Here is a 26293-nt window from a genome sequence, read left to right as displayed (position 1 = left end):
AGACCGAAGCGCCCTAAACTTTACGGCGCGCCCGCCTGATACATGCCTCTAATGTCTGCTTCCCTTCCCCTCAGTGCACCACCCTGGCGCCTCATCCGGTCCGTTTCGCGTCCCCGCCGCGCCGCCTGTGTCGTCAGCGCCGCCGGTGAGGGGCTATTTAGGGAAAGCGTTCAGAACCCGCAAGCAGTTTCCGCACGAAAAATGCAGTTTCCTCGAATTTTCTGGCAACTCATTGACTTTAAACGACATAAATTACACCTCCGCGACCACCAAGCTGGCCTTTGATCACCGAGCCTTCCGCGCTGCAGCATCGCGAAGCCCTACATCTGGGGTCGTCATGGACTTCATATACAAGTGAGGTGGAATCGATGCCTTTTTCCGCTGGCCCAATCGCCCGAATCCCGGCCTTCGAGTCGCAAAAAACCCGGGAGTCGCCTCCCGGGTTTTCGATTCAGGCAAGTTTGACTCGCGACAGCGGTCGCATGCGTAGCGCGAGCAGGGCGAGGATGATGACAAGATATACCAGCGGCTCGATCTGAAGCCCTTTGGCCAACAGCACGAAATGCAACGCGCCAAGACTGGCCACCAAGTACGTCAACTTGTGCAACTGCCTCCATCGGGCGCCGAGGCGTCGCACCCAGCCATTGGTGGAGGTCACCGCCAGCGGGATCATCAACACGAACGCCGCCATACCGACCGTTATATAGGGGCGCTTCACGATGTCGGCCCAGATGAGAGACAATTGCTGGACGTCCAGAACCAGCCAGACAAGCAGATGCGCCGCCACGTAGAAGAAGGACATGAGCCCCACGGCGCGCCGGAACTTGAGCAGGTTCAGCCCCACCAGCCGCCGCAACGGGGTGATCGCCAGTCCGACCACCAAAAGCTTCAGCGCAAGCTCGCCGTATTCATGTTCCAACGCCTTGATCGGCTCGACACCGAGACCACCCGTGAGCCCGAGATAAAAGAGCCACGGCGCTGGCACGGCGAGCAAAACATAGACGACCCATGTCGGAACCCGCCGCATCCACGTGTTCAGACGGTCGACCATCAGAAATTCGCCCGCAGGTCCATGCCCTCATACAGAGAGGCGACCTCTTCATAGCCGTTGAACATCAGCGTCGGCTTGCGGCGCGAAAACAGACCGCCGCCCAAGGGCCGCTCGGTGGCTTGGGACCAGCGCGGGTGGTCCACCTCGGGGTTCACGTTGGAATAGAAGCCGTATTCGCGGGGATTGGCCTTATTCCACGAGGTCGGCGGTTCGCTGTCGGTCAGGGTGATGCGGACGATCGACTTGATCGACTTGAACCCGTATTTCCACGGCACGACCAGACGCAGCGGCGCGCCGTTCTGGTTGGGCAGCGGCTTTCCATACAGACCAGTGGCCATCAAAGTCAGCGGATGACGCGCCTCGTCGAGGCGCAGCCCCTCGACATAGGGCCAGTCCAGAACCGGGTAGCGGAGGCCCGGCATTTCCTCGGGGCGCATGACGGTTTCAAAGGCGACATGGGTCGCTTCGGGTTTGACGCCGACCATGTCCAGCAAGTCCGCCAGTTCGAAGCCGTTCCACGGCACGACCATCGACCATGCCTCGACACAGCGGAACCTGTAGATCCGCTCTTCGATCGTCATCTGGGACAGGATGTCATTCAGACCGTAGTCCCCGGGCTTTTCGACGAGACCGTCGATTTGCACCGTCCAAGGCTCCGTGGTCAGCGATCCGGCATAGCGGGCGGGATCTTCCTTGCCGGTGCCAAACTCATAATAGTTGCAGTAGTTGGTGATGTCCTCGAAGCTGTTCGGCTCCAGTTCCTGGGCATGGGCGGCGGTGCCAAGTCCCGCACCCATGGCGGTCATCCCCGCCAGGATCTGACGGCGGTTCAAAAAGACCGCTTCGGGGGTCACATCCGAAGGGGTCAGGTCGTTCTTCCAGCGCAGCGCCATCGTGATCCTCCATGTTTGGCTGCTCCAGAGATAAAGCCGGACGGCCATTGCGCCAAACCACAGTCTCTCACATGCGTGTTCACGGGCTGTAACAATCCGCCGCTACATCCGTTTCAGCGCCTCTTCGAACACGTGATGGCCGCCGGTCAGATCACCGTCCAGTTTCACCGCCGGGTACAGCACGCTCATCTGTTCGGAGGCGCCGTCGTCCTTGACCAAGCGCACATGCTTGCGCCGCATCAGGCGCGGTTCGGCCACGCCGACGGAATGGGCGATGGTCTCGACCTCCTTGATGACGGCCTTGGCGTAGCGCGCGACGCGCTTGTACTTTTCCTCGACCACCAGCCCCTTCTGCAGGCGGGGATCGTGGGTGGTGATGCCGGTCGGGCAGGTGTTCCGGTTGCACTTCAGCGCCTGAATGCAGCCGAGCGAAAACATGAAGCCGCGCGCCGAGGTCACGATATCGGCCCCCGCACAGATCGCCCATGCAATATCGCCCGGCTGTGTCAGCTTGCCCGAGGCGATGATGCGGATGCGGTCGTGAAGCCCCGCAAGGTCGCGCAAATCCACCATCCGCACCAGCGCCTCGCGCAGGGGCATGCCGACGAGGTCCATCAACGGCATGGGCGCGGCGCCCGTTCCGCCCTCGCCCCCGTCGACGGTGATGAAGTCGGGCGCATGGTCCGTGCCGCGCTCGCGGATCAGCTTGAACAGGTCGAACCACGGATCGGCCGATCCCATGCAGGTCTTGAACCCGACGGGTTTGCCGGTCACGTCGCGGACATGCTTGATCAGGTCGAGCAGGTCGCCGAAATCGTCCACCTCCTGATGGCGGTTGGGCGAGATGCTGGCCTTGCCCTCTTCGATGCCGCGGATCTCGGCGATCTCCTTGGACACCTTTTCGGCGGGCAGGATGCCGCCCTTGCCGGGCTTGGCGCCCTGACTGAGCTTGATCTCGAACATCTTGATCTGCGGATGCGCCGCAACCTGCCTGAGCTTGTCGTCGCTCAGGTTCCCATCCTTGTCCCGCACGCCATATTTTGCGGTACCGATCTGAAAGACGATGTCGCAGCCCCCTTCGAGGTGGTAGGGCGACAGGCCGCCCTCCCCCGTGTTCATCCAGATCCCCGCCTCCTTCGCGCCACGGGCCAGCGCGCGCACTGCGGGTTTGGACAAGGCACCGTAGGACATGCCCGAGATGTTGAAGATCGACGGCGCCGCATAGGGTTCACGCGCGGTCGGACCGATCACCATCGGTTCCGTCATCCCGTACTGGTCATCCAGCGGTGGAAAGACCGCGTTCATGAAGATCGGCGTGCCAGGCACGTTCAGGTTCCGGGTCGACCCGAAGGCGACCGTGTTGCTTTCGCCCTTGGCCGCCCCCTCGACCCAAGTGCGCTGCGCCCGGTTGAACGGCATCTCTTCGCGGTCCATGGCAAAGAAATACTGTCGAAAGAATTCGCCCAAGGTCGAAAACAGGTGCCGGAATCGCCCGATCACCGGGTAGTTGCGGCGAATCGCGTCCTCCGTCTGGAAGCGGTCGACAACGAACAAAATGATCGCAAGCGCCGAGACGGCGCCGATCAGGAAGACAAAGAACAGCGCCAATGATTGCAGCGCCGACATCGCGAAACCCATATTCACTCCCCAGAATGTGTTGATTTGTCTCAATGCAAATCAATCTCTGACAGGTACTGTGCACCACTACGCAGGATAGCGCAGCATTTCTGGAAAATTCGTGAAAGGGAGAACGGCATGAAGATTTTTCTGGGCGCCTGTGCGCTGATCGGCCTGACCGGTGCGGCCAGCGGGGCGGACATGATCACCTATGACACGGATCAAAGCTTCGGCGATGTCACCTTTGGCCTCGAAAACGCGATTCTGGATGCGGGGTTGGTCATCGACCATGTCAGCCATACCGGTGACATGCTGGAGCGCACGCGCGCCGACCTTGGCTCGGACGTGGTGCTGTTTCAAGAGGCGGACATCTATTCCTTCTGCTCGGCGCAGATCAGCCGCGAGGTGATGGAGGCCGATCCGATGAATGTCGTCTTCTGCCCCTACGACATTTTCGTCATCGTGCGACCCGAAACGCCCGACGTCACGACCATCGGGTTCCGCACCTATCCCGAAGGGGCCATGAAGAAGGTCGAGGCGATGCTGGACGGCATCGCGCGCGCCGCAATTGGGCTGGATTGATCACGGTCGATCACGTGAGATCACGCTGATTTCACTGGAAACATGGAAAGGGCGCGGCTTAGCGAGACCGCGCTTTTCGTCAAGCGACATCAGCGGAAATCCCCGGTGATCCAATGCGGCGTGGGCCCCGTAACCCTCTGCATCACGCAAGCAACAGGAGGACACACCATGCTTCGCAAGACTTCCCTCACCCTCGCCGCCACCCTGCTGGGCACGTCGGCATTTGCCGGCGGGCATTCCATGGATATCGTCGACACCGCCAAGGGCGCGGGCACGTTCGAGACCCTGCTCGCCGCCGCCGAGGCTGCCGGTCTGGTCGAGACCCTGAAGGGCGATGGTCCGTTCACCGTGTTCGCCCCGACGGACGAAGCCTTTGCCGCTCTGCCCGAGGGCACCGTCGAGGACCTGCTGAAGCCCGAGAACAAGGATAAGCTCGCCTCGATCCTGACCTACCACGTGATCGCGGGCAAGGTCATGTCGACCGACCTGACCGACGACATGAAGGCCGCGACCGTCGAAGGGTCCGAAGTGACCATCGACCTCGACAACGGCGTGATGGTGAACGACGCGACCGTGGTTCAGGCCGACATCGAGGCCTCGAACGGCGTGATCCACGTCATCGACGGCGTGATCATGCCCTGATCCTACCGGATCTTCTTATGCAGCGGCCTGCCCTTCGGGGCAGGCCGTTTTGCCTTGAACCTGCCGCAGTTCGGCCTGTCTGCCGCATTTGCACAAAATATGACCTAAATATTAACCTTAACGTTTCGTTAATTGTCCCAATCTGCCATCTAGACCTGCTGCCAAGCGAGGCTCTGTGCGTGCACGGGCTCCGCCCCTTTTTTAGTTTTGGCAGGACCCCAAATGGCAACAATTCTTGAAACCTCCGACTCCAATATTAACGCCTATGCGACAGGCAGCTATACTATCGGCTTCGACGACACTTTTGTCGGCACCTTTGGCGATACAGACCATCAGGATGGCATCAACCTGCCGACACTGGAGGCGGGGACGACCTACACCATCACGATGACGGTCGACGATATCGCTGACTTTCATTCGCTGATCATCATCAATCCGTCGAACTTCCATTCGGGTGGCTATCACTTCACCGATGGCGTGGTGCATGACGGCTCGACGATCAACAACAGCTTCTCCACCATCTCGAACCCGGTCGTGGACGGAAACACCATCTCGATGGAAGTGACGCCGCTCTACACCCAGATGTATTCTCTGGCCGTGCAGGGCATCAATGGCCCGACCGAAGGGTATTCGATCACCATTGCCGAGACGCCGGTTCCTCCGCTTGTGACCGAGGATGCGGACAACGTGACCGGAACCGCCGGCGCGGACGTGCTCGACATGCTCGATGGCAATGACACGATGGATGCAGGCGACGGTGACGACGACATCTTCGGGAATGCGGGCGACGACAACTTGCTTGGCGGCGCGGGCGCGGACAGCCTGTCGGGTGGCACCGGCAACGACTCCCTCGAGGGCGGCATCGGTGACGATACGCTGATGGGCGCAAACGGGGCCGACACGCTGCTGGGCGGCGACGACAACGACATGCTCAACGGCGGCGGCGACAACGACGAACTGTACGGCGGTGCCGGGGCAGATACGCTGAACGGAGGCACCGGGTCCGACACTCTGGATGGCGGCGCGGGCGACGACGTGTTCCAAATGGTTGGCGACGCGGTGATCCTCACCGGCGACGGCGCGGACGTGATCGAACTGGGCGTCAATGCCACCTTCCTGACGGTGATCGACTTTACGCCCGGCACCGACAGCATCGACCTGTCCGCCATCGGCGTGCACGACATGAGCGAGGTCACCCTGACCGCGCAGGGCAGCGATACCCTTGTGACCTTCACCAACGGCCACGCGGCTGCGATCAGCCTGCAAGGGGTCGCACCGGGCGATTTGACCGGCCCGGATTTTGGTCTGGCGGCCCAAGCTGCCACGATGCTGGGCGGCAACGGCAAGGACAACATGACCGGCACGGCCGCCGCAGATATGATCGAGGCGCTTGGCGGTCGCGATCAGGTCAACGGCATGGAAGGCAACGACACCATCAATGGTGGCGATGACAACGACAAGCTCTGGGGCGGTGACGACAACGACGTCGTCAACGGCGACGCGGGCAAGGACCGTCTGTATGGCGATGCAGGGGACGACATTCTGAATGGCGGCGCCGATGCGGACCAGCTCTGGGGTGGCGCAGGGGCGGATGCGTTTGTCTTCGAAACCGGCACCGGCACCGACGCGATCATGGATTTCGAGGATGGCATCGACCAGATCGACCTGTCCGGCGTCGCGGGCGTGACCGGCTTTGCCGACCTGACCATCACGCAGGCCGGGGCCGAGGCGCATATCGACCTTGGCGGCGGCGACATGATCCGCGTCGCTTGGACGGACGCGGCGCAACTGGACGCGACGGATTTCGTGTTCTGAGCCTAACCGGCAAACAAAAAGAAAGGGCGGGGAAATCCCCGCCCTTTTGCGTTAGTGGACGACCGCGTCGTCTGGCTTGGGCCGGTTGCTGGCCCCCAGTCGGTCGCCGATCAGCAGGCCCTCGGACCCGGCGCTGACGGGCACCACGTCGCCGTCCTTCACATCACCGGCCAGCAGCATCTCGGCCAGCGGGTTCTGCAGCGCGGTCTGGATCACGCGCTTGAGCGGGCGTGCGCCATAGACCGGGTCGTAACCCTCGTTTGCCAGCCATTGCTTGGCACCCTCGTCCAGCTCCAGCCGGATCTTGCGCGCGGCGAGGCGTTTGAGCAGACGGGACAGCTGGATATCGACGATGCCATCCATGTCGGCCCGCTTGAGCCGGTCAAAGATGATCGTCTCGTCCAGACGGTTCAGAAACTCGGGGCGGAAATGGGCCCGCACCGCATCCATTACGTCCCGCTTGGCCGTCGCCGCATCCGCGCCATCGGGCAGCTGCGACAAAGCCTGCGACCCAAGGTTCGACGTCAGGATGATCAGCGTCTGCTTAAAGTCCACGGTCCGGCCCTGACCATCGGTCAGCACACCATCGTCGAGCACCTGCAACAGCACGTTGAACACATCCGGGTGGGCCTTTTCGACCTCGTCGAACAGCACGACCTGATAGGGCCTGCGCCGCACGGCTTCGGTCAGGACACCGCCCTCGTCATAGCCGACATAGCCCGGAGGGGCGCCGATCAGACGCGCGACCGAGTGCTTTTCCATGAACTCGGACATGTCGATGCGCACCATCGCACTGTCGTCGTCGAACAGGAACTCGGCCACGGCCTTGGTCAGCTCGGTCTTGCCGACGCCGGTCGGCCCGAGGAACAGGAAGCTGCCCAAAGGCCGGTTCTCGTCGTTCAGACCGGCACGGGCGCGACGGACGGCATTGGCCACCGCCTTGACCGCCTGATTCTGGCCGACGACCCGACGGTGCAGGTTGTCCTCCATGCCCAGCAGCTTGTCCCGCTCGCCTTCCAGCATCTTGCCCGCCGGAATACCTGTCCAGCGTTCGACCACGGACGCGATCTGATCCGGGCGCACGGCCTCTTCGACCATCATCTCGTCGGTCTCTTCGGCCTCGGACAACTGCTTTTCCAGCCCCGGAATGATGCCGTAGGAAAGTTCCCCGGCACGCGCCAGATTGCCTTGCCGCTTGGCCTGATCCAGCTCGGCGCGAGCCTTGTCCAACTGCTCCTTGATGTCGCGGGCGCTGGCCAGCTTGTCACGCTCGGCCTGCCATTGCGCGGTCATCTCGGCGCTTTGTTCCTGCAAGTCGGCCAAGTCCTTTTCCAGCTTTTCCAGCCGGTCCTTGGACGCCTGATCGTCTTCCAGACGCAGCGCCTCGACCTCGATCTGCTTTTGCAGGATGTCGCGGTCGAGCGCGTCCAATTCCTCGGGCTTGGAATCCACCTCCATCCGCAGACGGCTGGCGGCCTCGTCCATCAGGTCGATGGCCTTGTCCGGCAGGAAACGGTCGGTGATGTAGCGATGCGACAGAGTCGCCGCCGCCACCAAGGCGCTGTCCGAAATCCGCACGCCGTGGTGCAGTTCGTACTTTTCCTTGATGCCGCGCAGGATGCTGATCGTGTCCTCGACCGTCGGCTCCTGCACCAAGACCGGCTGGAACCGCCGCGCCAAGGCCGCGTCCTTTTCGACGTGTTTGCGGTATTCGTCCAAGGTCGTCGCGCCGACACAGTGTAGTTCCCCGCGCGCAAGCGCCGGTTTCAGCAGGTTGGACGCATCCATGGCGCCATCCGCCTTGCCCGCGCCGACCAGCGTGTGCATTTCGTCGATGAACAGGATGATCTGACCAGCAGCGGCCTCGACCTCTTTCAGGATGGCCTTGAGCCGCTCCTCGAACTCACCGCGATACTTCGCCCCGGCGATCAGCGCGCCCATGTCCAGCGCCAGCAGCTTCTTGTTGCGCAGGGATTCCGGCACGTCGCCATTGACGATGCGCAGGGCAAGGCCCTCGGCAATCGCGGTCTTACCCACGCCGGGTTCGCCGATCAGAACCGGGTTATTCTTGGTCCGGCGGGACAGCACCTGCATGGCACGACGGATTTCCTCGTCCCGGCCGATGATCGGGTCGATCTTGCCCTCGCGGGCGCGGGCCGTCAGGTCCTGTGCGTATTTCTTGAGCGCGTCATAGCCGTCTTCGGCATTGGCACTGTCTGCGGTGCGCCCCTTGCGAATGTCGTTGATGGCCGAGTTCAGCGCCTGCGGCGTCACATTCGCCGCATCCAGCGCCTCTTTTGCCGGGCTCTTGACCATCGCCAGTGCCATCAGGATGCGTTCGACCGGGACAAAGCTGTCGCCCGCCTTGGTCGCCAGCTTCTCGGCCTCGTCCAGCACTTTGCCAGTGGCCGAATCCATGTAGACCTGCCCCGCATCGCCCGAGACCTTGGGGATGCGCGCCAGCTTGGTGTCCAGCACCTGCACGACGCGGGCGGCCTGCCCACCGGCGGCATTGATCAAATTCGATGCAAGTCCCTGATCGTCATCCATCAGCGCCTTGAGCAGGTGCTCGGGTGCCAGTTTCTGGTGGCTTTCCCGCATGGCGATCGTCTGCGCAGCCTGAAGGAACCCGCGCGAGCGTTCCGTGAACTTCTCCAAGTTCATGATATCTCTCCTCTTTCAAGCACCCCTAGCGCCTCGTGCCCGATCATCGGCACACAAGGCTTGGCGGGGCCTCATGGGTAAGATGGGCGCGCGGCGCCGCCCCTTCAAGTCTCAAATGTTGCAAAATTGCCACTATTCAAAATGCACCTTTCCTTAAGCCGCGCCGACTACCGTCTGGGGGCCGTGCGAGGGGGTTGCACATGTACATTACCGAAATCGAATTCACCGGGTTCGATGGGGATCTCTGCACCGGGTCGGTTACCCTCGTCGCGGGGGACACCAGAATGCAGATCCCGCTGACATTGGAACGCAGGCAGGAAATGGACGAGACGCGCACGCGCCTGCTTCTGCTGGCTGCCGCCATCGCGCAGGCGCGCCGTGTGCCCGATTACCGCGGCAAGCTGAAATTTGCGCCGGGGGTGTTGCCGCCCGAATTGACCCGTCGGATCGCAGTCCCCGCGCATGTGGCGCTGGCGCGGCGACGCGTGGGGGCTTGACCTTCGCGCGCTGGCCCCGCATCCGGGGACAATCCCATGCGAAAGGCCAGCCCCATGTCCCAGCTCTCCGATGACCGTCTGATTGTCGCCCTCGATGTGCCCAACGTAATCGCCGGGCTGGACCTCGTGGGCCAACTCGGGGATGCCGTGTCCTTCTACAAGATCGGGCTGGGCATGCTGACCGGCGGCGGGCTGGCGCTGGCGAACGAACTGAAGCAGGAACACGGCAAGAAGATCTTTCTCGACATGAAGTTCTTCGACATCGGCGCCACGGTCGAGGCGGCGGTGCGCGGCATCGCCCAGTTCGACCTCGATTTCCTTACGGTCCATGGCGACCCCTACGTGGTCAAGGCCGCAAAGGAGGGCGCGGGCGGCAAGGATCTGAAAATCCTCGCCGTGACGATCCTGACCTCGCTGGACCGCGACGATCTGGATGGCGCGCTGATCAAGCCGGGCGACATTGCCGATCTGGTGACTGAACGCGCAGCACGGGCCTTGGAGGCCGGGGCCGATGGGGTCATCGCATCGCCGAACGAGGCCGCGATGATCCGCGCCCTGCCGCAAGCCGAGGGCAAGCTGATCGTCACGCCGGGCGTGCGCCCTGCCGGGGCAGCGCTTGGCGACCAGAAACGCACTGCAACCCCGGCCATTGCGGTGCGCGACGGGGCTGATCACATCGTCGTCGGTCGGCCGATCCACACCGCCGAAAACCCCCGTCAGGCCGCGTTGGACATCGTCGCCGAGCTGCGCTCGCCTCAGGCCAACCGGGCGAACGTGTAAATCTGCAACGGTCGCCCGCAAGTCGCCAAAGCCGGCTTGCGGAATCGACGCGCCCCGGTCAGGTTACCCGCAGGCGCCTCTCGGCGCCTTTAACCGCTTATTAACACAAAAGCGTGACCGCCCTTGGCGGACCGGAACCTTGTGCTTATTCTCAAGTTATCCACAACAGAAAGTGGATAAGTTTTGGAGGCACGAGCATGCCCGATATCAAGACCCAGATCGGAGAGATCACCTATAACTGCGCCGAAGGATGCTTCGAGGCACTGGTCACCTTTCACACCACCCAAGGCCCCCATCGCGTCGCCGCACGTTGCAATGCGCCGCTGACCGCAGAGTTCGACGAACTGTCCGACGGCCTTCTGACGGATGCCTTGACGCGTTTCGCGCGCCCCGACGCCCTGCAATCCTGGCTGCGCGCCGAGGATGCGGAGCTTCCCCGGGCAGCCTGACCCCATTCTGAACAGCGCACCGCGGCAGCGCTGCCTGATGCTGCGGAGCCTGTGGTCGGTCTGCCAACGTCCCCGGTGGGCCGGTCCAGATGGCCGGGGCGCAATTACGGCGTCCCGGCTTTTTTACTCAATATCAGACAGATAGCGCCCCAGGATTGCCGCGAAAGGCGGAATCGCATCGGGGCTGTTGACGTAGTCCATCGGCGCCATGTCGCCCCAGCCATCCCCCTCGCCGCCAAAGCGCGCCTGATCCAGCAGCGCCAAGGGGCCGTGATAGGCGAAAAACACCCCGTGCGAGCCGCGCGCGACCCGGTTTTCGACGAAGCGAAGCCGGGTTGGATCAAGCCGCAGGCACAGTTCCTCGAATGTTTCCCGCAGCACGCAGGTCGCGGCGTCTTCGGTCCCTTCCCGCCCGCCGCCGGGGAAATCCAGCTTGCCCGGCCAGGGGATGCCCGGCGTGTGATCGCGCCGCAGCACCAACAGCCGGTCGCCCGCAAACACCATCACTTTTGCGCCTATGAAGTCCCGTGCCGGTGCCATCCGTCTTCCCCTCGCTGCAACTCAGGCGTAAATCTGGCCCATGCCCGCACTGTGTCGAGACTGCCTGACCCAATTCGACCAAGGTCGCCGCTGCCCCGCCTGCGGCCGGCCGCGCATCGTCTGGCATCCGGAACTGTTCGACCTGTCCATCGCGCATATGGATTGCGACGCCTTTTATGCCAGCGTGGAAAAGCGCGACAACCCGGAATTGGCGGACAAACCCGTGATCATCGGCGGCGGCAAGCGGGGCGTCGTCTCGACCGCCTGCTATGTCGCGCGGATTCGCGGCGTCAGGTCCGCGATGCCGATGTTCAAGGCGCTGCACCTGTGCCCCGACGCGGTGGTGATCAAGCCGCGCGGCGCGGTCTATGCCGAGGTCAGCCGCCAGATCCGCGCCATGATGGAGGAGATGACCCCCGCCGTCGAACCCTTGTCGCTGGACGAGGCCTTCATGGACCTGTCCGGCACCGCGCGGCTGCATGGCGCGCCGCCCGCCGTGATGCTGGCCCGCCTGACCAAGCGGATGAAAGACGAGTTGGGCCTGACCGGCTCCATCGGCCTGAGCCACAACAAGTTCCTCGCCAAGATCGCGTCAGACCTCGACAAGCCGAATGGATTCGCGGTGATCGGTCAGGCCGAGACACAGGACTTCCTGCGTCCGAAACCCGTGCGGATGATCTGGGGCGTGGGCGAGGCCAGCCAGCAGCAGCTTGACCGCGCCGGAATCCGGACCTTCGAGGACCTGCTGCGCTGGGATCATCAGGACCTGATCGCGCGCTTCGGTGGCATGGGCGACCGGCTTTGGCATCTCGCACGCGGGCAGGACAAGCGGCGCGTCACCCGCAATGCCCCGATGAAGTCGATCTCGAACGAGACGACTTTTCACGAGGATACGGCGGATGCGGATCTGCTGGATGGGCACCTGTGGCGCATGGCGGAAAAGGTCGCGGACCGGGCCAAGGCCAAGGGCATGGCGGGCCGCGTCGTGACGCTGAAGCTCAAGTCGCATGATTTCAAGACGTTGACGCGGCGACAGTCGCTGCACGATGCGACGCAGATCGCCGACCGGATCTATCGCACCGCGCGGGGCCTGTTCGACCAATTGCCGCCGGGCAAGGCCTATCGTCTGATCGGCACCGGCATTTCCGATCTCGTCCCGGAAACGCAGGCGGATCGTGGCGGCGACCTGCTGGACCCGCAGGCCGAGGCCCGTGCGCGGGCGGAACGTGCAACGGATGCGATCCGTGCCCGGTTCGGCCCGGATGCCATTCTGAAAGGTCGCGCCCTGCGCTAGGACCCGCGCATCATCAGCGCGTCTTCCTCGTCCAGCGCATCGTATCCAAGCGCCTCAAGCCCGGCTTCGAGATTGTCGACCAGATGCGGCGTGCCGATCAGGTAATCGGCCGTGGGCGTCGATGCCTCCGCAAAGGCGGTCTGATAGGCTTCCGAGAACTCCTCGGCCTCGAAGGCGCCGCGCCCGATCCACATGATCGCGACCAAGGCGGCCTGCTCCTCTTCGTTCATGCGGTCGATGAAGCCGCGCAATTCGCCCTCTGCGCGATCCAGTTCGCGCGCCATCAGGATCACCTGCGCCACCTTGCGTACACTGATCTGTTCCAACTCGCGTCTCCTCTCCTGGGTCGAGGGAATCATGGCGCGGCCCGCAGGCGCGCGCCTTGATCCTGCGCAAGCGGGTCAGGAAATCAGGCGGTAATAGGCCCAGTCCGGCAGGAATTGCCCCAGACGGAACAGGCTGGCAAAGCCCCACGGAAACGGGCGTTGGAAACGATCCGTGCCCATGTGGTCAAAGACGATCTCAGCGGCCTTCTTGGGTTCCATGATGAACGGCATCTTGAAATCGTTCTTGTCGGTCAGGCGCGTGCGGATGAAGCCGGGATTGATCAGTTGCACCTTGACCCCGGTCTTGCGCAGATCGGCATAAAGCGATTCCGCCAGCGCCATGATCCCCGCCTTGGACGCGGTGTAGGGCGCGGAATCCGGCAAGCCGCGATAGCCGGTCAGCGAGCCGGTCAGCACCAGATGCCCTCGGTCCCGCGCCACGAAGCCGGGCAGAACCGCGCCCACCAGCTTCATCGCACCGCCAAAGTTGACCTCGGCCATGGTGGCGGCCTGCTCGGCGTTCCAATCCTTGCCGCCGAACGGCCAGTAGACCCCGGCCACTTGCACGACGCCGTCGATCTCTCCGGCCTGCTCGACGACGGCTCGCAGCCCCTCAAGGTCGGTCATGTCCACGGGGGCAACCGTCGCCGGACCCGGCAGCGCGTCTGCCAGCTTCTGCAACGGCTCCTCGGAGCGGGAAGACAGGATCAGCTCGACGCCCTCGGCGCTCATCCGGTGGGCCAGCGCGGCCCCCAAACCTTCGCTCGCGCCAACGATCCAGTAACGTTTTCCGGTCCACTTGGTCATGCTGGCTCCTTGGGGCGCATCGTAGCCACCAGTTCGGCGACCTTCAGGCCGAATTTCCGAAATTGCGACCTGTTCACGATGGTCCCGTTCGGCGCGAGGTACATCCAGTCATTCACCGTCAGCACATGGCCGCCCGCATCTTCGGGCAGACGGATGCGGTAGCGCAATTGCACCGTGGGACCGGATTGCCTGCCGATGCCCTCGCCGATCACGTCGGGCGCGGTGGCCCGGATGTTGCCTTGGTTGTCCAGCGTCAGCGACCACTCGCGATGCTCCTCGGAGCCGCTTTCATACTGAAAGAATTCCTTCATCACGCCTCGATTGCCGTCCCAACTGGCGTCGAAATCACCGACGAAGCGCGACATGACGCGGCCAGTCGGACCGTAGATCACGCCTTCGCACAGGATCGGGCCGTTCAGTTTCTGACGGATGTCGAATTGCCCGCTTTCATCGCGATAGTCGGCGGGGCGTTGCGCGCCAAAACCGAAGAACCGCAGGCGAACCCAGACAAGCACCAGCATCAGCAGCGCGCCGAGAATGAAATCGAGCATCAAGAGGCCTCCTTCATATGGTCCTGCCAACGCGTGACCTCCGCCTTCGGGGGTTCGGGCCGGGTCCGGTAACGCGCGCCTTTCCACCACAGCTTGAGAGCCTGCCAGTGGATCAGCGCAAGCACGCGTCGCGCGCCGAACGGGCGGCGCAGCGCAGACCGCAAGAGCGCCGCATTGGTCAGAGGCTGGCGCGGGCCGCACAGGGTCGCGATCAAACCGCCCCGCTCGTGACCATAATCGATCCAGATCCCGATCCGTTCCGGACGGATGTCAAACCTGAACACATAGCCACCCTCGATCGGCTGAAACGGCGACACATGAAACACCTTCTGGGCGTCGATGCGGTCCTCGGGCGTAATCGCATCTCCGCCGGGTTTGGCGCAAAGATACGAATGGCGGTCGCCGAACGTATTCGAGACCTCGGCGATCACCGCAATCAAGTCTTCGCCGCGATAGGCCAGCCAGAACGAAACCGGGTTGAACACATGCCCCAGAAGGCGCGGTTGCGTGAGCAGCATCAGCCGGTCGGCGGACAGCCCATGCGCGGCGAGAACCTCGCGTGCCCAAGGCGCGCCGCGCCCCGACTTCGGCGGGCCGCCGTGATCCAGATCCCGGACCGAGGCGAAATTCGCACGGTTGCGCGAGAAAAGCGCAGGCATAGGCCCGGCCTTCTCGGCATCGAGCAGCACGTAGTCGATGGAGTAACGAAAGCCGTTCTCCACCCGACCTTTGCGCCCGTGCCATGTGTGGCCAGAGATCAAGTCGACGCTCATGCGGCCTTCTCCGTGAGCCTCGCGCGCAGCGCCTGCACCACGTCATGCGCGCTCGACAGGCCGTCCTCGTGGAAGCCGTTCTTCATCCATGCGCCGCTGAACCACGTGTTGTTCGACCCGTTCAACGCCGCCACCTCGCGCTGACCGTCAAGCGCGGTCAGGTCATAGACGGGATGGCGCAGGGTGACCTCGTCATGGATCAACTCCTCGCGGATCGGGCGGGTGCTGTTGAGCGTGACGAACAGCGGATCGTCCATCGGGATCGGCTGAAGCGTGTTCATCCAATAGGTCAGGTCGATCTGGTTCATCTCCTTGCGCGCCGTCTCGGTGTAGTTCCACGCAGACCAGCAGACTTTGCGTTTCGGCATGGTGCTGTCATCGCTGTGCAAGACGACGCGATTGGGCTGGTAGGCGATCTTGGACAGGCTCGCACGCTCCTCCTGCGTCGGGTCCGCCAGCAGGGCGAGACTGTCATCGGAATGGGTGGCAAAGACCACCTCGTCGAACCGCTCCCATGTCCCGCCGGCCTTGATCTCGACCCCGGCGGCGTCGCGGCGCACGGCCTCGACCGGGCAACCGGGGCGCAGATCGGCACCCTTGGCACGCAACCCGGCCTCGACCCGGCGAACGTATTCGACCGACCCACCCTGTACGGTGTACCACTGGTGCTGGCCGGTATGGCTGAGCAGCGCGTGGTTCTCGAAGAAGCGGATCATGGCATGTGCCGGAAAGTCTAGGATCTTTTCGACCGGCGTTGACCAGATCGCCCCCGAGAGCGGCAGCAAGTAGTAGTCGCGGAACCAGTCCCCGGTGCCCAGATTGGCGAGAAAATCGCGCAGCGGCAGCCGGGGGTCCTGCGCCTCGGACACGGCATGCTTGTTGAAATGGAAGATGTCACGCAGCATCCGAAGGAAACGCGGGTTCAGCGCATTCCGCTTCTGGGCAAAGGTGGCGCTGAGGTCGCGCAGCCCGTATTCCAGCGCCCCACCGCGCAGCGAGGCCGAGAAGGTCATGTTCGACTTCGTCACCGGCACGTCGAACCGCGCGAAAAGGTCCGCCATCAGGGGATAGTTGGCGTAGTTGAACACGATGAACCCGGTATCGACGGGCTGATCGCCACGCTTGCCCGCCAGCACCGTCCGGGCATGTCCACCCAGACGCGGCTCTGCCTCGTAGAGTGTCACGGCGTTGTCTTCGGACAGCATCAGGGCAGCGCCAAGCCCGGAAATCCCACCTCCGATCACGGCAATCTTGCGGGGTGGCAGGGGGCTGGCTTCGAACGGCATGAGGTATCCTTTTTTGCGGTCACTTGAGTGATACGACCCGCACGGCAGAACGGATGAATATCAGAAGAAAAAAACTTTTGATCCGGTTTCAGACATGCCGCGTATACTCATCATGTTACAAGCCGTTTCGCCTCGGACACGCCGCGACCTTGCGCCCATTGCAGTGGGCGCGCCGCCGGTCCATGTCTTGAGCAAACGGAAGGATCCCGAACCCGTGGCCGAAAGCCCAGACTGGACAAGCTGCCTGATCCGCATTCGCGACGACCGGGACGAGACGGCATTTGTCGCGCTGTTCCGGCACTTTGCCCCGCGGGTGAAGGCGTTCCTGATGCGCTCCGGCGCGGATGCGGCACTGGCCGAAGAGGTGGCGCAAGAGGTGATGGCGACGGTCTGGCACAAGGCCGCGCAGTTCGACCCGGCGCGCGCCTCGGTGGCGACGTGGATCTTTACCATCGCGCGCAACCGCAAAATCGATGCGCTGCGCAAGCAGGCCCGCCCCGAACCCGAGGACTTGCCGTGGGGGCCGGAACCGGACCCCGATCAAGCCGATGCGGTCGGGCTGCAACAGGAAATGGATCACCTCGGGCAGGCGCTTGCCGAACTGCCCGACAAACAGCGAGAATTGATCGAAAAGGCCTATTTCGGCGAACTCACGCACCGCGAGATCGCAGATGCCACTGGCCTGCCTCTGGGCACGATCAAATCCCGCATCCGATTGGCGCTGGATCGCCTGCGCCATGCCATGGATGGACGAGCCCGATGACAAAGATCACACATCACCTGACCGAAGACCTGCTTATGGGTTATTCTGCCGGGACGCTTCCCGAAGCGGTCAACCTGATCGTGGCGACGCATATATCGCTATGCGACGCGTGCAGGGCCAGTCTGGACGCCTATGACGCGGTGGGCGGCGTGCTGCTTGAACGCCATTCCCACGAGGTCAGCGAGGCGTGCCTTGCGGGCGCACTGGACATGATCCGCAAGGGAGAGACGAGCGCCACCCCTGCCCCAAGACGCGGGTGCGATCTCGTTCCGGCCCCATTGGCCGACTATGTCGGCAAAGGGCTTTCGGACGTGAAATGGCGGCCCGTGGGCATGGGCGTGAAACAGGCGATCCTTGAAACCTCGCCCGAGGCGACGGCACGGTTGCTTTACATTCCGGCTGGTACGGCGGTGCCGGATCACAGTCATAACGGCCTTGAACTGACGCTGGTGCTGCAGGGGGCGTTCGAGGATGCCGAGGGGCGCTTTGCGCGCGGCGACATCGAGATCGCGGATGACGATCTGGAACATATGCCGGTTGCCGATATCTCGCAGGACTGCATCTGCCTTGCGGTGACGGATGCGCCCCTGCGGTTCAAGGGACTCCTGCCCCGTCTGGCGCAGCCATTCCTGAAAATCTGACCCTCACGCGATGCGCTGACCGTCTCTGGCAACCAGCGTGAGACCGGCCTGACGCGGGATCGGCTCAGGCCGGGTCCGCAGCAGGGGCTTGTCGTTTTTCTTGTGACGCCGCAGGAATTCTTGCAACAGGGGGCCGCTTTCGAGCAACGCGCGCGCCGGGGTGATCGGCCCGGTCATCAGCCGCTCCAACGCGCGGCGCGGGCGGCTGGGCAACTGGTTCAAGGCCTGTGGCTCGGGCAGGAACGTTTCGACTGGCGCGCCATGTGCAAAAACGACCGCATGGCTGCCGAGGAACAGGTGGTGGTAGGTCACCGCCCCCAGCTTGTCGCAATTGGAAATGCCGGGCAGCTTCGACAGCTTGAAGGCGGGGATAAGCAGTTCGGCTTGTCCGAACATGCGCTGTGCGATGGGTGAATCCACCATGACGCGGTGGTGTGGGGACAAGAACAGGTCCCGATGCGGCACCCCGGCCTGCAAACTGCCGCGACGGACACGGACCGGGCGCAAGTGCGCCGCGTCCGCTTCGCCAAGCCCCTCGTAGCGTCTGGCATGGCGCCAGACCACGGGCATCGCCCCGCGATCCAGCGTCGTAACCAAATCCCCAACCTCGATCGCCTCGACCGGGCGAGGGCCGTCCGGCGTTTCGATGAGGGTCCCGGAGGTAAAGCAAACCGTCAGGTTGTTGTCCTGATCGAGGTTGATCATGACATCGTTCCCGGCGGGGTCCCAGTCGACGCCACGTGTCTGAATGGAAGAGATGTTGGTCAGATCACCGACCCCATCGTCGACGGCAAAGAAATAGCGCGCGGCCCCACCCCCGGTCGGTGTGGCCATCATCATTACGATCTGGCTGGTTCCGCCGTCGCCCCCAAGGTTGAACGTGCCCTGATCGGCAACGATCGTGACGTCGTTGCCAACCCCGGCCGGAGCATAGAGCTGGATGTCATAATCCACGCCGTCGATGCTCAGCGTTCCGGAATTGCCGCCATCGATATCGTTCAATTCCGCAATTTCGGTCGCGGTATTGTCGGGATCGCCGTCCGTATAGGTCGCCGTATCGACAAACCCCAGAAGGTTGCCCATCCCCAGCGTATAAGTCTGGTTGGCGTTGATGCCCGTGACCTCGATCAGGTCATAGAGCGGGGTGTTGACTGCGCCCATTCAAAGAAAGCCCCTCGAAAGCTATTGGCACAGTCCTTCATTCGTCGGGCAAAACTGTGCAACGCCCATGAAATTAGTGCGGCAAGTGTGAACAAACCGGCCTTTTCATGGGCGTTGCGTGTTTCGAGCCGCGCGGGGCAAGACCCCCGCGCGACGCTCGGTCAGTGCTTTTTCTTCTTCGGCGGCATCAGGTCGGTGATCGTGCCTTCGAACATCTCGGCGGCAAAGTTCACCGTCTCCGACAGCGTCGGGTGCGGGTGGATCGTGTGGCCAAGGTCCACCGCATCCGCGCCCATCTCGATCGCAAGCGCGCATTCCGAGATCAAGTCGCCCGCGTTGGTGCCGACGATGCAGGCGCCGACGATCCGGTCATCCTCGGGGTCGAACAGCAGCTTGGTGATGCCCTCGCTGCGCCCGTTCGACAGCGACTTGCCCGACGCCGCCCAAGGGAAGACGCCCTTTTCGACCTTGATGCCCTTGGCCTTGGCCTCGGATTCGGTCAAGCCGCACCACGCGACCTCGGGGTCGGTATAGGCGACCGACGGGATCAGCTTCGCATCGAAATGCCGCTTTTCCCCTGCGCAAACCTCGGCTGCGACCTTGCCCTCGTGCACGGCCTTGTGTGCCAGCATCGGCTGGCCGACCACGTCCCCGATGGCAAAGATATGGCCCACGCCCGTGCGCTGCTGGCTGTCCACGGCGATGAAGCCGCGATCATCCACAGCCACCCCCGCCTTGTCGGCGTCGATCAGCTTGCCATTCGGCTTGCGACCCACGGCGACCAGCACCTTGTCGAAGGTATCGCTGAAGCTCTCGCCCTTGTCGTCCTCGAACGTGACCTTCATGCCGTCATCCGTGGCCTCGACATTCGTGACCTTGGTCTTGAGGAAGATGTTCTCGTAGCGGCCCTTGATGCGGCTCATCAGCGGCTTGACGATGTCCTTGTCGGCGCCCGGAATGATCTGGTCCATCAGTTCGACCACGGTGATCTTGGACCCGAGCGCGTCATAGACACAGGCCATTTCCAGCCCGATGATCCCGCCGCCCAGAACCAGCATTCGCCCCGGAATATCCTTCAATTCCAGCGCGCCGGTCGAGTCGATCACCCGCTCATCCTCGGGGATGAAGGGCAGATCGACCGGCTCGGACCCGGCGGCGATGATGCATTGGTCAAAGCTGACCGTCTGCGTGCCGTCGTCGCCCGAGACCTCGATCATGTTCGGCCCGGTGAACTTGCCCATGCCGCGCACGACCTTCACCTTGCGCCCCTTGGACAGGCCTTCGAGACCGCCGGTCAGCTTGCCGACCACGTCGTCCTTGAAGGCGCGCAGTTCGTCGAGGTTGATCTCGGGCTTGGCAAAGCTGATGCCATGCGTGCCCATTTCCTCGGCCTCGGTGATGACCTTGGCAACGTGCAACAGCGCCTTGGACGGGATGCAGCCGACGTTCAGACAGACGCCGCCCAAAGTCGGGTTTTTCTCGATCAGGACGACCTTTTTCCCAAGGTCCGCCGCCCGGAACGCCGCCGTGTAGCCGCCGGGGCCGGAGCCCAGCACGACCACCTCGGCGTGGATGTCGCCCTTGCCGGCTGCGGTGCCGCTGGCCTCGACCGCCTTGGGGGCCTCTTTCGGGGCCTCATCCTTGGGCGCGTCTGCGGCCTCGGCCCCCTCGATCACCATGATCACGCTGCCTTCAGAGACCTTGTCGCCTTCCTTCACCTTGATCTCGGTGATCTTGCCAGCGGCGGGGCTGGGGACCTCCATCGTGGCCTTGTCGGATTCCAGTTCCAGCAGCGCGTCTTCCTCGGCCACCGTGTCGCCCACGGAGACAAGGATGGTGACGACCGGAACGTCCTTGAAATCGCCAATGTCGGGTACTTTGATATCCATCTCTCAATTCCTTGTTGGGTCGCTTGCCCCGAGTCGCAAAACCGGATTCCACTTTTGCTTGGGCAAGCTCCGCGTCACCACATCAGCTTGCGCATGTCGCCCAGCAGGGTTTTCAGCGTCACGACAAAGCGTGCGGCCAAGGCCCCGTCGATGGCGCGGTGGTCATAGGACAGCGACAGCGGCTGCATCAGGCGCGGCACGAATTCCTCACCATTCCAGACCGGGGCCATCTTGGACCGGGTCAGGCCAAGGATCGCCACCTCGGGTGCATTGACGATCGGCGTAAACGACGTGCCACCAATCCCACCAAGCGAGGAAATCGTGAAGGTCGCGCCCTGCATGTCGGCGCTCTTCAACTCACCCGCGCGGGCCTTGGCGCTGAGGTCCATCAGGTCCTTGGAAATCTCGACCAGACCCTTGCGGTCCGCATCCTTGATCACAGGCACCATCAGCCCGTTCGGCGTGTCGGCGGCGAAACCGATATTGTAGAAATCTTTCTTGATCAGCTTGTCGCCATCCGGATGGATGGACGAGTTCACCTCCCAATGCTGTTTCAGCGCGGACACCGAAGCCTTGATGACAAAGGACAGCAGCGTGACGCGATAGCCCTCAGACTTGGCATGCGTGTCCATTTCCTTGCGGTACTTGTCGAGATCGGTGATGTCGGCCTCGTCATTATGCGTCACATGCGGGATGTTCAGCCACGAGCGGTGAAGCGCCGGGCCCGAGATCTTCTTGATCCGGGGCATTTCCACGTCTTCCACAGGTCCGAATTTCGAGAAATCGACCTTGGGGATCGGCGGGATACCCATACCGCCCGAGACACCCGCCGCAGCAGCCACGGGGGCGGCGGTGGATTTCAGCGCCTTTTCCACGTCCTCGCGCAGGATACGACCCTTGCGGCCCGAGCCGTTGACGGTGTTCAGGTCCACCTCGACCCGGCGGGCAAAGGCCCGGACCGACGGCGAGGCATGCACCTTGGAAAAGCCCGCATCGGTCTTCGCCGCAGGCGCGGGCGCAGGCTTGGGCACATCGCGCTCCGGGCTTGACCCGGAGCCTCCACCTTGATCCGCCTTGGGCGCGTCTTTCGGCTCTTCCTTCGGCGCATCGCCCGCGTCCGAGCCTTCGACGATCAGCAGAACCGACCCTTCGGACACCTTGTCGCCCTCGGAAACCTTGATTTCCTTGACCACACCGGATGCCGAGGACGGCACCTCCATCGTGGCCTTGTCCGACTCCAGTTCGACAATGGGGTCTTCTTCGGCAATCGTGTCACCGACGCTGACCAGAACGGTCACCACCGGCACGTCGTTGAAATCGCCGATATCGGGAACTTTCACTTCTACGGTCATAATCTGTCCTCTTTGTCTAAGTGCCTGCTCCGGGCGCAAAACCGGTTTCCACTTTTGCTGAGCAGGCAGTCCCCGTCACACCAAACGCGGGTTCGGCTTGGCGCCGTCGATGTCATATTTTGTCAGGGCTTTTTCGAGATCCTTGTCGCTCACCACGCCGTCGCGCCACAGGTCGACCATGGCGGCGGCGGCAATGTGGTTCGCATCCACCTCGAAGAAGCGCCGCAGGTTCACGCGGCTGTCGGACCGGCCAAAGCCATCGGTCCCCAGCACGGTAAAGCGTTGTTTGACCGCGCCGCGCACCTGCTCGGCGTAGGTCTTCATATAGTCGGTGGCGACGATGATCGGCCCCTTCACCCCGTCAAGCTGCTGCGTGACGAAGGGCACGCGCTCTTCGGCAAACGGGTTCAGGCGGTTGTGCCGCACCGCATCCTGATAATCGCGCGCCAACTCGTTGAACGAGGTCGCCGACCAGATGTCCGAGGTCACGCCAAAGTCGTCCTTCAGCATATCCGCCGCCTTCAGAGCCTGCACCAGAATGGTGCCCGATCCCATCAGGTTGACGTGCTTCTTGCCAGGACGGGACGTCTTGCGGAAGCGGTACAGCCCCTTGATGATCCCCTCCTCGGCGCCCATCGGCATTTCGGGATGCTGATAGTTCTCGTTCATCAGAGTCAGGTAGAAGAAGACATCCTCCTGATCCTTGAACATCCGCTGCAAGCCATGCTGCACGATCACCGCGACCTCATAGCTGAAGGTCGGGTCATAGCTGATGCAGTTCGGGATCGTCCCGGCAAGGATATGGCTGTGCCCGTCCTCATGCTGCAAACCCTCGCCGTTCAGCGTGGTCCGCCCGGCGGTGCCGCCCAGCATGAAGCCACGGGCGCGGCTGTCACCGGCAGCCCATGCCAAGTCACCGATCCGCTGGAAGCCGAACATCGAGTAGTAGATGTAGAACGGGATCATCGGCACGCCGTGATTGCTGTACGCCGTGGCGGCCGCGATCCAGTCGGCCATCGCGCCGGCTTCGTTGATGCCCTCTTGCAGCACCTGACCGGTCTCGGATTCCTTGTAATAGGACATCTGTTCGCGATCTTCGGGCGTGTATTTCTGCCCCAACGGATTGTAGATGCCGACAGAGCGGAACAGCCCCTCCATCCCGAAGGTGCGGCTTTCATCCGGCACGATCGGCACGACCTGCTTGCCGATCTGCTTGTCGCGCAACAGCGTGGTCAGGATGCGGACAAAGGCCATCGTGGTGGAAATCTCACGGTCGCCGGTGCTTTGCAGTTCCTTCTTGAACGCGTCCAGACCGGGGATGTCCAGCTTGGGCGATTCCGTGGACCGCTTGGGGAAGGAGCCGCCCAGTTCCTTGCGCCGGTCGGCCAGATAGGCCTTTTGCGCGTTGTTCAGGCTGACAAACGGGATGTCCTTTTCCAGTTCCTCATCCGTGACCGGAATCTTGAACCGGTCGCGCATCGCCTTGAGCTGGTCCAGCTGCATCTTTTTCTGCTGGTGAGTGGTGTTCTGCCCCTCGCCAGCGGTGCCCATGCCGTAGCCCTTGACCGTCTTGACCAGCAGGACGGTGGGCTGGCCGTCGGCCTCGGTCGCGCGTTTGAAAGCGTTGTAGACCTTCTTCGGGTCGTGCCCGCCCCGGCGCAGTGCCCAGATCTGGTCGTCGGTCCAGTCCTTCACCAGTTCGGCGGTCTCGGGGTATTTGCCAAAGAAATGCTTGCGGATATAGGCGCCGTCCTTGGACTTGAAGGTCTGGTAATCGCCGTCGATCGTCTCATCCATCAACTGCCGCAGCTTGCCGGACGTGTCCTGCTCCAGCAGGTCATCCCAGCCTTTGCCCCAGAGCAGCTTGATCACATCCCAGCCGGAGCCACGGAAGTTGCCTTCCAGTTCCTGCACGATCTTCGAGTTGCCGCGCACTGGGCCATCAAGACGTTGCAGGTTGCAGTTCACGACGAAGATCAGGTTGTCCAGCTTTTCGCGGGCCGCCAGATGGATCGCGCCAAGGCTTTCTGGTTCGTCCATCTCGCCATCGCCGAGGAAGGCCCAGACCTTGCGGTCGCTCTTCTCGATCAGACCCCGGTTTTCGAGGTACTTCATGAAGCGCGCCTGATAGATCGCCATCAGCGGGCCAAGGCCCATCGAAACCGTCGGGAACTGCCAGTAATCGGGCATCAGCCACGGGTGCGGATAGGAAGACAGACCGCCGCCCGCCACTTCGGACCTGAACTTTTTCAGCTCTTCCTCGCTGATGCGCCCTTCCATGAACGAGCGCGCATAGATGCCCGGCACGACGTGGCCTTGGAAGAACACCAGATCGCCGCCATGGATCGCGGATTTCGACCGCCAGAAGTGGTTCAGACCCACATCGTATAGCGCAGCCGACGACGCGAAGGAGGCGATGTGGCCACCGTATTCGCTGGACTCCTTGTTGCGCTTTACAACCGTCGCCATGGCGTTCCAGCGGTTGATGGTGCGGATGCGCCATTCCATCTCGGTATCGCCGGGGATGTCGACCTCATCATCGGGCGAGATCGTGTTCTGGTACGGCGTGTGCGCCGAAAAGGGCAGTTTCGCCCCGGCGGCCCGCGCCTGCTGTACCGCCTTGTCCAACAAGAATTGCGCGCGGTCGGCGCCGTCGCGCTCGATCACGTCCTCGATGGCTTCCTGCCATTCCTGGCTTTCGACCGGATCTATGTCCTGGGGGGTATGCGTCATAGGCCCTCTTCCCTTGGTCTTTGCGCGCGATGCGCAAATTAGTTCAAAACTAAACCATTTCGGTTTTCTCGGGGGAGAAGGGGTCTGCGCCGATCTCCTCCCCAGGCTCGGCAAAGCTTGCATCCGGTTTATCAAGCGCCTTTCCGCTGAGGCAGTCAAGCAGATGCATAGCGTCCATGCGCCCAGCGCATGGCAATAGTTCAATATTAAACATCCCGTCTTGGCGCGGGCGTTTTTCGCAAGTTTGTTACGCGGTCACTCTACCTCAGCTAGAGCGACCCCGGTAAGTCGTCCACACATGTGCCGCCAAAGCATAGTCGCCAGCGGCGATTCCCCGGAACATGAAGGCCCGTGGCCCGGCGCCCAAGGTCACCTGTCCGGACACCAGCCCGGTCAGGTCACCTGCAATACGTGCCACAGGCACGACGGGTTCCGGCATGGCCGCCTCTTGCGCCACATCGTCGACGATCACGGTGTTGAACCCTGCGCGTCCCTCGGGAATCCACGGCTTGGCCGCGTCGGTGACGATCGCCAGTGCATTTGGCTTCATCGCGCGGGCATCCAGAAACGGCGCGCCGGAATAGGTGATCGGGATCGAGGTCACAACAATATCGGCAGCCAGCGTGTCGGCGGCCTCGACGACCTCGGCCTTCAACCCGCGTTCCGCCGCAAAGGCGCAGAGCGCGTCGATATTTGCCTGCCCCCGGCCCGAGACCAGCACCTTTTCCAGCGGGAACAGTTGGGCGAAGAGGTCGAGATGCGACCGCGCCTGCACGCCTGTCCCGACAAAGCCCATCACCCGCGCCTCCGGGTCCGCCATGCGCGTGGCCGCGACCGCCGACAGACCCGCCGTGCGCACGCCGGTGATCCATTCCGCGTCCATCAGCGCCAGACATTCGCCGGTGGACGCATCCAGCACCATGATCGCGCCGGTGATCGAGGGCAGCCCCTTACCGGGATTGTCCGGGCAGACCGTCACGGCCTTGACCACGGTAAAACCCCCGCTCGCCAGCGTCGTCATCATGTAGCGCCCGTCGCCCGGCTGGATTACGGATTTCGGTGTCGTCCGCAAGCGCCCCTTGGCCACGTCCAGAACCGCTGCTTTGATCGCTTTGACCACATCTGCCGCCCCGATCCCCAGCGCTTGCAGCGCGGCGTCATCCAGAACGGTCGGGGCAAAGGCCATG

General features: G+C 62.9%; 24 protein-coding genes. 9 read left to right on the top strand and 15 right to left on the bottom strand.

Features of this window, described 5'->3' with window-relative positions; translation table 11 throughout:
* Positions 1-451: 451 nt before the first annotated feature.
* The 3 genes from msrQ to D8Z78_RS17285 form a co-directional block, all read right to left on the bottom strand.
* A complete protein-coding gene (msrQ, locus tag D8Z78_RS17295) occupies positions 452-1051 on the bottom strand; it encodes a protein-methionine-sulfoxide reductase heme-binding subunit MsrQ (RefSeq protein WP_121634058.1) in 600 nt (199 codons plus the stop codon).
* Positions 1051-1944 carry a protein-methionine-sulfoxide reductase catalytic subunit MsrP gene (msrP, locus tag D8Z78_RS17290; protein WP_121634056.1) on the bottom strand — a complete coding sequence of 298 codons (894 nt, stop codon included), beginning with the start codon at positions 1942-1944 and terminating at the stop codon, positions 1051-1053. The genes msrQ and msrP overlap by 1 nt, the downstream gene beginning before the upstream one ends.
* Before the next feature lie 102 nt (positions 1945-2046).
* A complete protein-coding gene (locus D8Z78_RS17285; RefSeq protein ID WP_121634054.1) occupies positions 2047-3582 on the bottom strand; it encodes an FMN-binding glutamate synthase family protein in 1536 nt (511 codons plus the stop codon).
* Positions 3583-3699: 117 nt separating this feature from the next.
* Between D8Z78_RS17285 and D8Z78_RS17280 the strand changes: the two genes are divergently transcribed.
* From D8Z78_RS17280 to D8Z78_RS17270, 3 genes are all read left to right on the top strand, one after another.
* Positions 3700-4143, top strand: coding sequence for a DUF302 domain-containing protein (locus tag D8Z78_RS17280; RefSeq protein ID WP_121634052.1), 444 nt, complete (start codon positions 3700-3702; stop codon positions 4141-4143).
* Between the two features lie 168 nt (positions 4144-4311).
* Complete coding sequence (locus D8Z78_RS17275; RefSeq protein WP_121634051.1) at positions 4312-4785, top strand: fasciclin domain-containing protein; 474 nt, start codon at positions 4312-4314, stop codon at positions 4783-4785.
* A gap of 222 nt (positions 4786-5007) precedes the next feature.
* Positions 5008-6600 (top strand): calcium-binding protein, encoded by a 1593-nt coding sequence (locus tag D8Z78_RS17270; protein ID WP_121634049.1) that lies wholly within the window; start codon positions 5008-5010, stop codon positions 6598-6600.
* Positions 6601-6651: 51 nt separating this feature from the next.
* Here the strand turns inward: D8Z78_RS17270 and clpB are convergent, their stop codons facing one another.
* Positions 6652-9264 carry an ATP-dependent chaperone ClpB gene (clpB, locus tag D8Z78_RS17265; protein ID WP_121634047.1) on the bottom strand — a complete coding sequence of 871 codons (2613 nt, stop codon included), beginning with the start codon at positions 9262-9264 and terminating at the stop codon, positions 6652-6654.
* 200 nt (positions 9265-9464) lie between these two features.
* Between clpB and D8Z78_RS17260 the strand changes: the two genes are divergently transcribed.
* The 3 genes from D8Z78_RS17260 to D8Z78_RS17250 all read left to right on the top strand — a co-directional run bounded on the left by D8Z78_RS17260 (position 9465) and on the right by D8Z78_RS17250 (position 10990).
* The gene (locus tag D8Z78_RS17260; RefSeq protein WP_121634044.1) at positions 9465-9761 is read left to right on the top strand and encodes a hypothetical protein; all 297 of its coding nucleotides are present in this window, start codon (positions 9465-9467) and stop codon (positions 9759-9761) included.
* A 54-nt stretch (positions 9762-9815) separates the two neighbouring features.
* Positions 9816-10541: an orotidine-5'-phosphate decarboxylase gene (gene pyrF, locus D8Z78_RS17255; RefSeq protein WP_121634042.1), complete on the top strand. Its 726-nt coding sequence runs from the start codon at positions 9816-9818 to the stop codon at positions 10539-10541.
* 197 nt (positions 10542-10738) lie between these two features.
* The gene (locus D8Z78_RS17250; protein WP_121634040.1) at positions 10739-10990 is read left to right on the top strand and encodes a hypothetical protein; all 252 of its coding nucleotides are present in this window, start codon (positions 10739-10741) and stop codon (positions 10988-10990) included.
* Between the two features lie 123 nt (positions 10991-11113).
* Here D8Z78_RS17250 and D8Z78_RS17245 read toward each other — a convergent pair whose 3' ends face one another.
* Positions 11114-11530, bottom strand: a complete 417-nt coding sequence (locus tag D8Z78_RS17245; RefSeq protein WP_240672166.1) for an NUDIX domain-containing protein — start codon at positions 11528-11530, stop codon at positions 11114-11116.
* Between the two features lie 40 nt (positions 11531-11570).
* Here D8Z78_RS17245 and D8Z78_RS17240 point away from each other — a divergent pair, with 40 nt between their 5' ends.
* A complete protein-coding gene (locus D8Z78_RS17240) occupies positions 11571-12824 on the top strand; it encodes a DNA polymerase IV (RefSeq protein ID WP_121634036.1) in 1254 nt (417 codons plus the stop codon).
* On the opposite strand, the gene D8Z78_RS17235 is transcribed toward D8Z78_RS17240, so the two are convergent.
* From D8Z78_RS17235 to D8Z78_RS17215, 5 genes are all read right to left on the bottom strand, one after another.
* Positions 12821-13150: a DUF3775 domain-containing protein gene (locus D8Z78_RS17235; protein WP_121634034.1), complete on the bottom strand. Its 330-nt coding sequence runs from the start codon at positions 13148-13150 to the stop codon at positions 12821-12823. The genes D8Z78_RS17240 and D8Z78_RS17235 overlap by 4 nt on opposite strands.
* 75 nt (positions 13151-13225) lie before the next feature.
* The gene (locus D8Z78_RS17230; RefSeq protein ID WP_121634032.1) at positions 13226-13957 is read right to left on the bottom strand and encodes an SDR family NAD(P)-dependent oxidoreductase; all 732 of its coding nucleotides are present in this window, start codon (positions 13955-13957) and stop codon (positions 13226-13228) included.
* Positions 13954-14508 carry a DUF3833 family protein gene (locus D8Z78_RS17225; protein WP_121634030.1) on the bottom strand — a complete coding sequence of 185 codons (555 nt, stop codon included), beginning with the start codon at positions 14506-14508 and terminating at the stop codon, positions 13954-13956. Before D8Z78_RS17225 ends, D8Z78_RS17230 begins: the two co-directional genes overlap by 4 nt.
* Entirely contained in the window at positions 14508-15281 is a 774-nt protein-coding gene (locus D8Z78_RS17220; protein ID WP_121634028.1) for a DUF1365 domain-containing protein, read from the bottom strand. Before D8Z78_RS17220 ends, D8Z78_RS17225 begins: the two co-directional genes overlap by 1 nt.
* Positions 15278-16567, bottom strand: coding sequence for an NAD(P)/FAD-dependent oxidoreductase (locus tag D8Z78_RS17215; RefSeq protein ID WP_121634026.1), 1290 nt, complete (start codon positions 16565-16567; stop codon positions 15278-15280). Before D8Z78_RS17215 ends, D8Z78_RS17220 begins: the two co-directional genes overlap by 4 nt.
* 187 nt (positions 16568-16754) lie before the next feature.
* Between D8Z78_RS17215 and D8Z78_RS17210 the strand changes: the two genes are divergently transcribed.
* Together D8Z78_RS17210 and D8Z78_RS17205 are read left to right on the top strand one after the other, a co-directional pair.
* On the top strand, positions 16755-17330 hold the full coding sequence (locus tag D8Z78_RS17210) for a sigma-70 family RNA polymerase sigma factor (protein ID WP_240672165.1): 576 nt from the start codon (positions 16755-16757) through the stop codon (positions 17328-17330).
* Positions 17327-17971: a ChrR family anti-sigma-E factor gene (locus D8Z78_RS17205; RefSeq protein WP_121634022.1), complete on the top strand. Its 645-nt coding sequence runs from the start codon at positions 17327-17329 to the stop codon at positions 17969-17971. Before D8Z78_RS17210 ends, D8Z78_RS17205 begins: the two co-directional genes overlap by 4 nt.
* A 3-nt stretch (positions 17972-17974) precedes the next feature.
* Here the strand turns inward: D8Z78_RS17205 and D8Z78_RS17200 are convergent, their stop codons facing one another.
* The 5 genes from D8Z78_RS17200 to D8Z78_RS17180 all read right to left on the bottom strand — a co-directional run bounded on the left by D8Z78_RS17200 (position 17975) and on the right by D8Z78_RS17180 (position 26292).
* Entirely contained in the window at positions 17975-19132 is a 1158-nt protein-coding gene (locus tag D8Z78_RS17200; RefSeq protein ID WP_121634020.1) for a Hint domain-containing protein, read from the bottom strand.
* A gap of 161 nt (positions 19133-19293) precedes the next feature.
* Positions 19294-21021: a dihydrolipoyl dehydrogenase gene (lpdA, locus tag D8Z78_RS17195; RefSeq protein ID WP_121634018.1), complete on the bottom strand. Its 1728-nt coding sequence runs from the start codon at positions 21019-21021 to the stop codon at positions 19294-19296.
* A gap of 74 nt (positions 21022-21095) precedes the next feature.
* Entirely contained in the window at positions 21096-22373 is a 1278-nt protein-coding gene (gene aceF, locus D8Z78_RS17190; protein ID WP_121634016.1) for a dihydrolipoyllysine-residue acetyltransferase, read from the bottom strand.
* A gap of 75 nt (positions 22374-22448) precedes the next feature.
* The gene (aceE, locus tag D8Z78_RS17185; protein WP_121634014.1) at positions 22449-25106 is read right to left on the bottom strand and encodes a pyruvate dehydrogenase (acetyl-transferring), homodimeric type; all 2658 of its coding nucleotides are present in this window, start codon (positions 25104-25106) and stop codon (positions 22449-22451) included.
* 265 nt (positions 25107-25371) lie between these two features.
* Positions 25372-26292 carry an ornithine cyclodeaminase family protein gene (locus tag D8Z78_RS17180; RefSeq protein WP_121634012.1) on the bottom strand — a complete coding sequence of 307 codons (921 nt, stop codon included), beginning with the start codon at positions 26290-26292 and terminating at the stop codon, positions 25372-25374.
* Between the last annotated feature and the right edge of the window lies 1 nt (position 26293).

Source organism: Tropicibacter alexandrii, from assembly GCF_003667315.2.
GTDB lineage: Bacteria > Pseudomonadota > Alphaproteobacteria > Rhodobacterales > Rhodobacteraceae > Tropicibacter > Tropicibacter alexandrii.
Note: the sequence above shows the minus strand (reverse complement) of the source record. Positions and strands in the feature narration are given on the sequence as shown.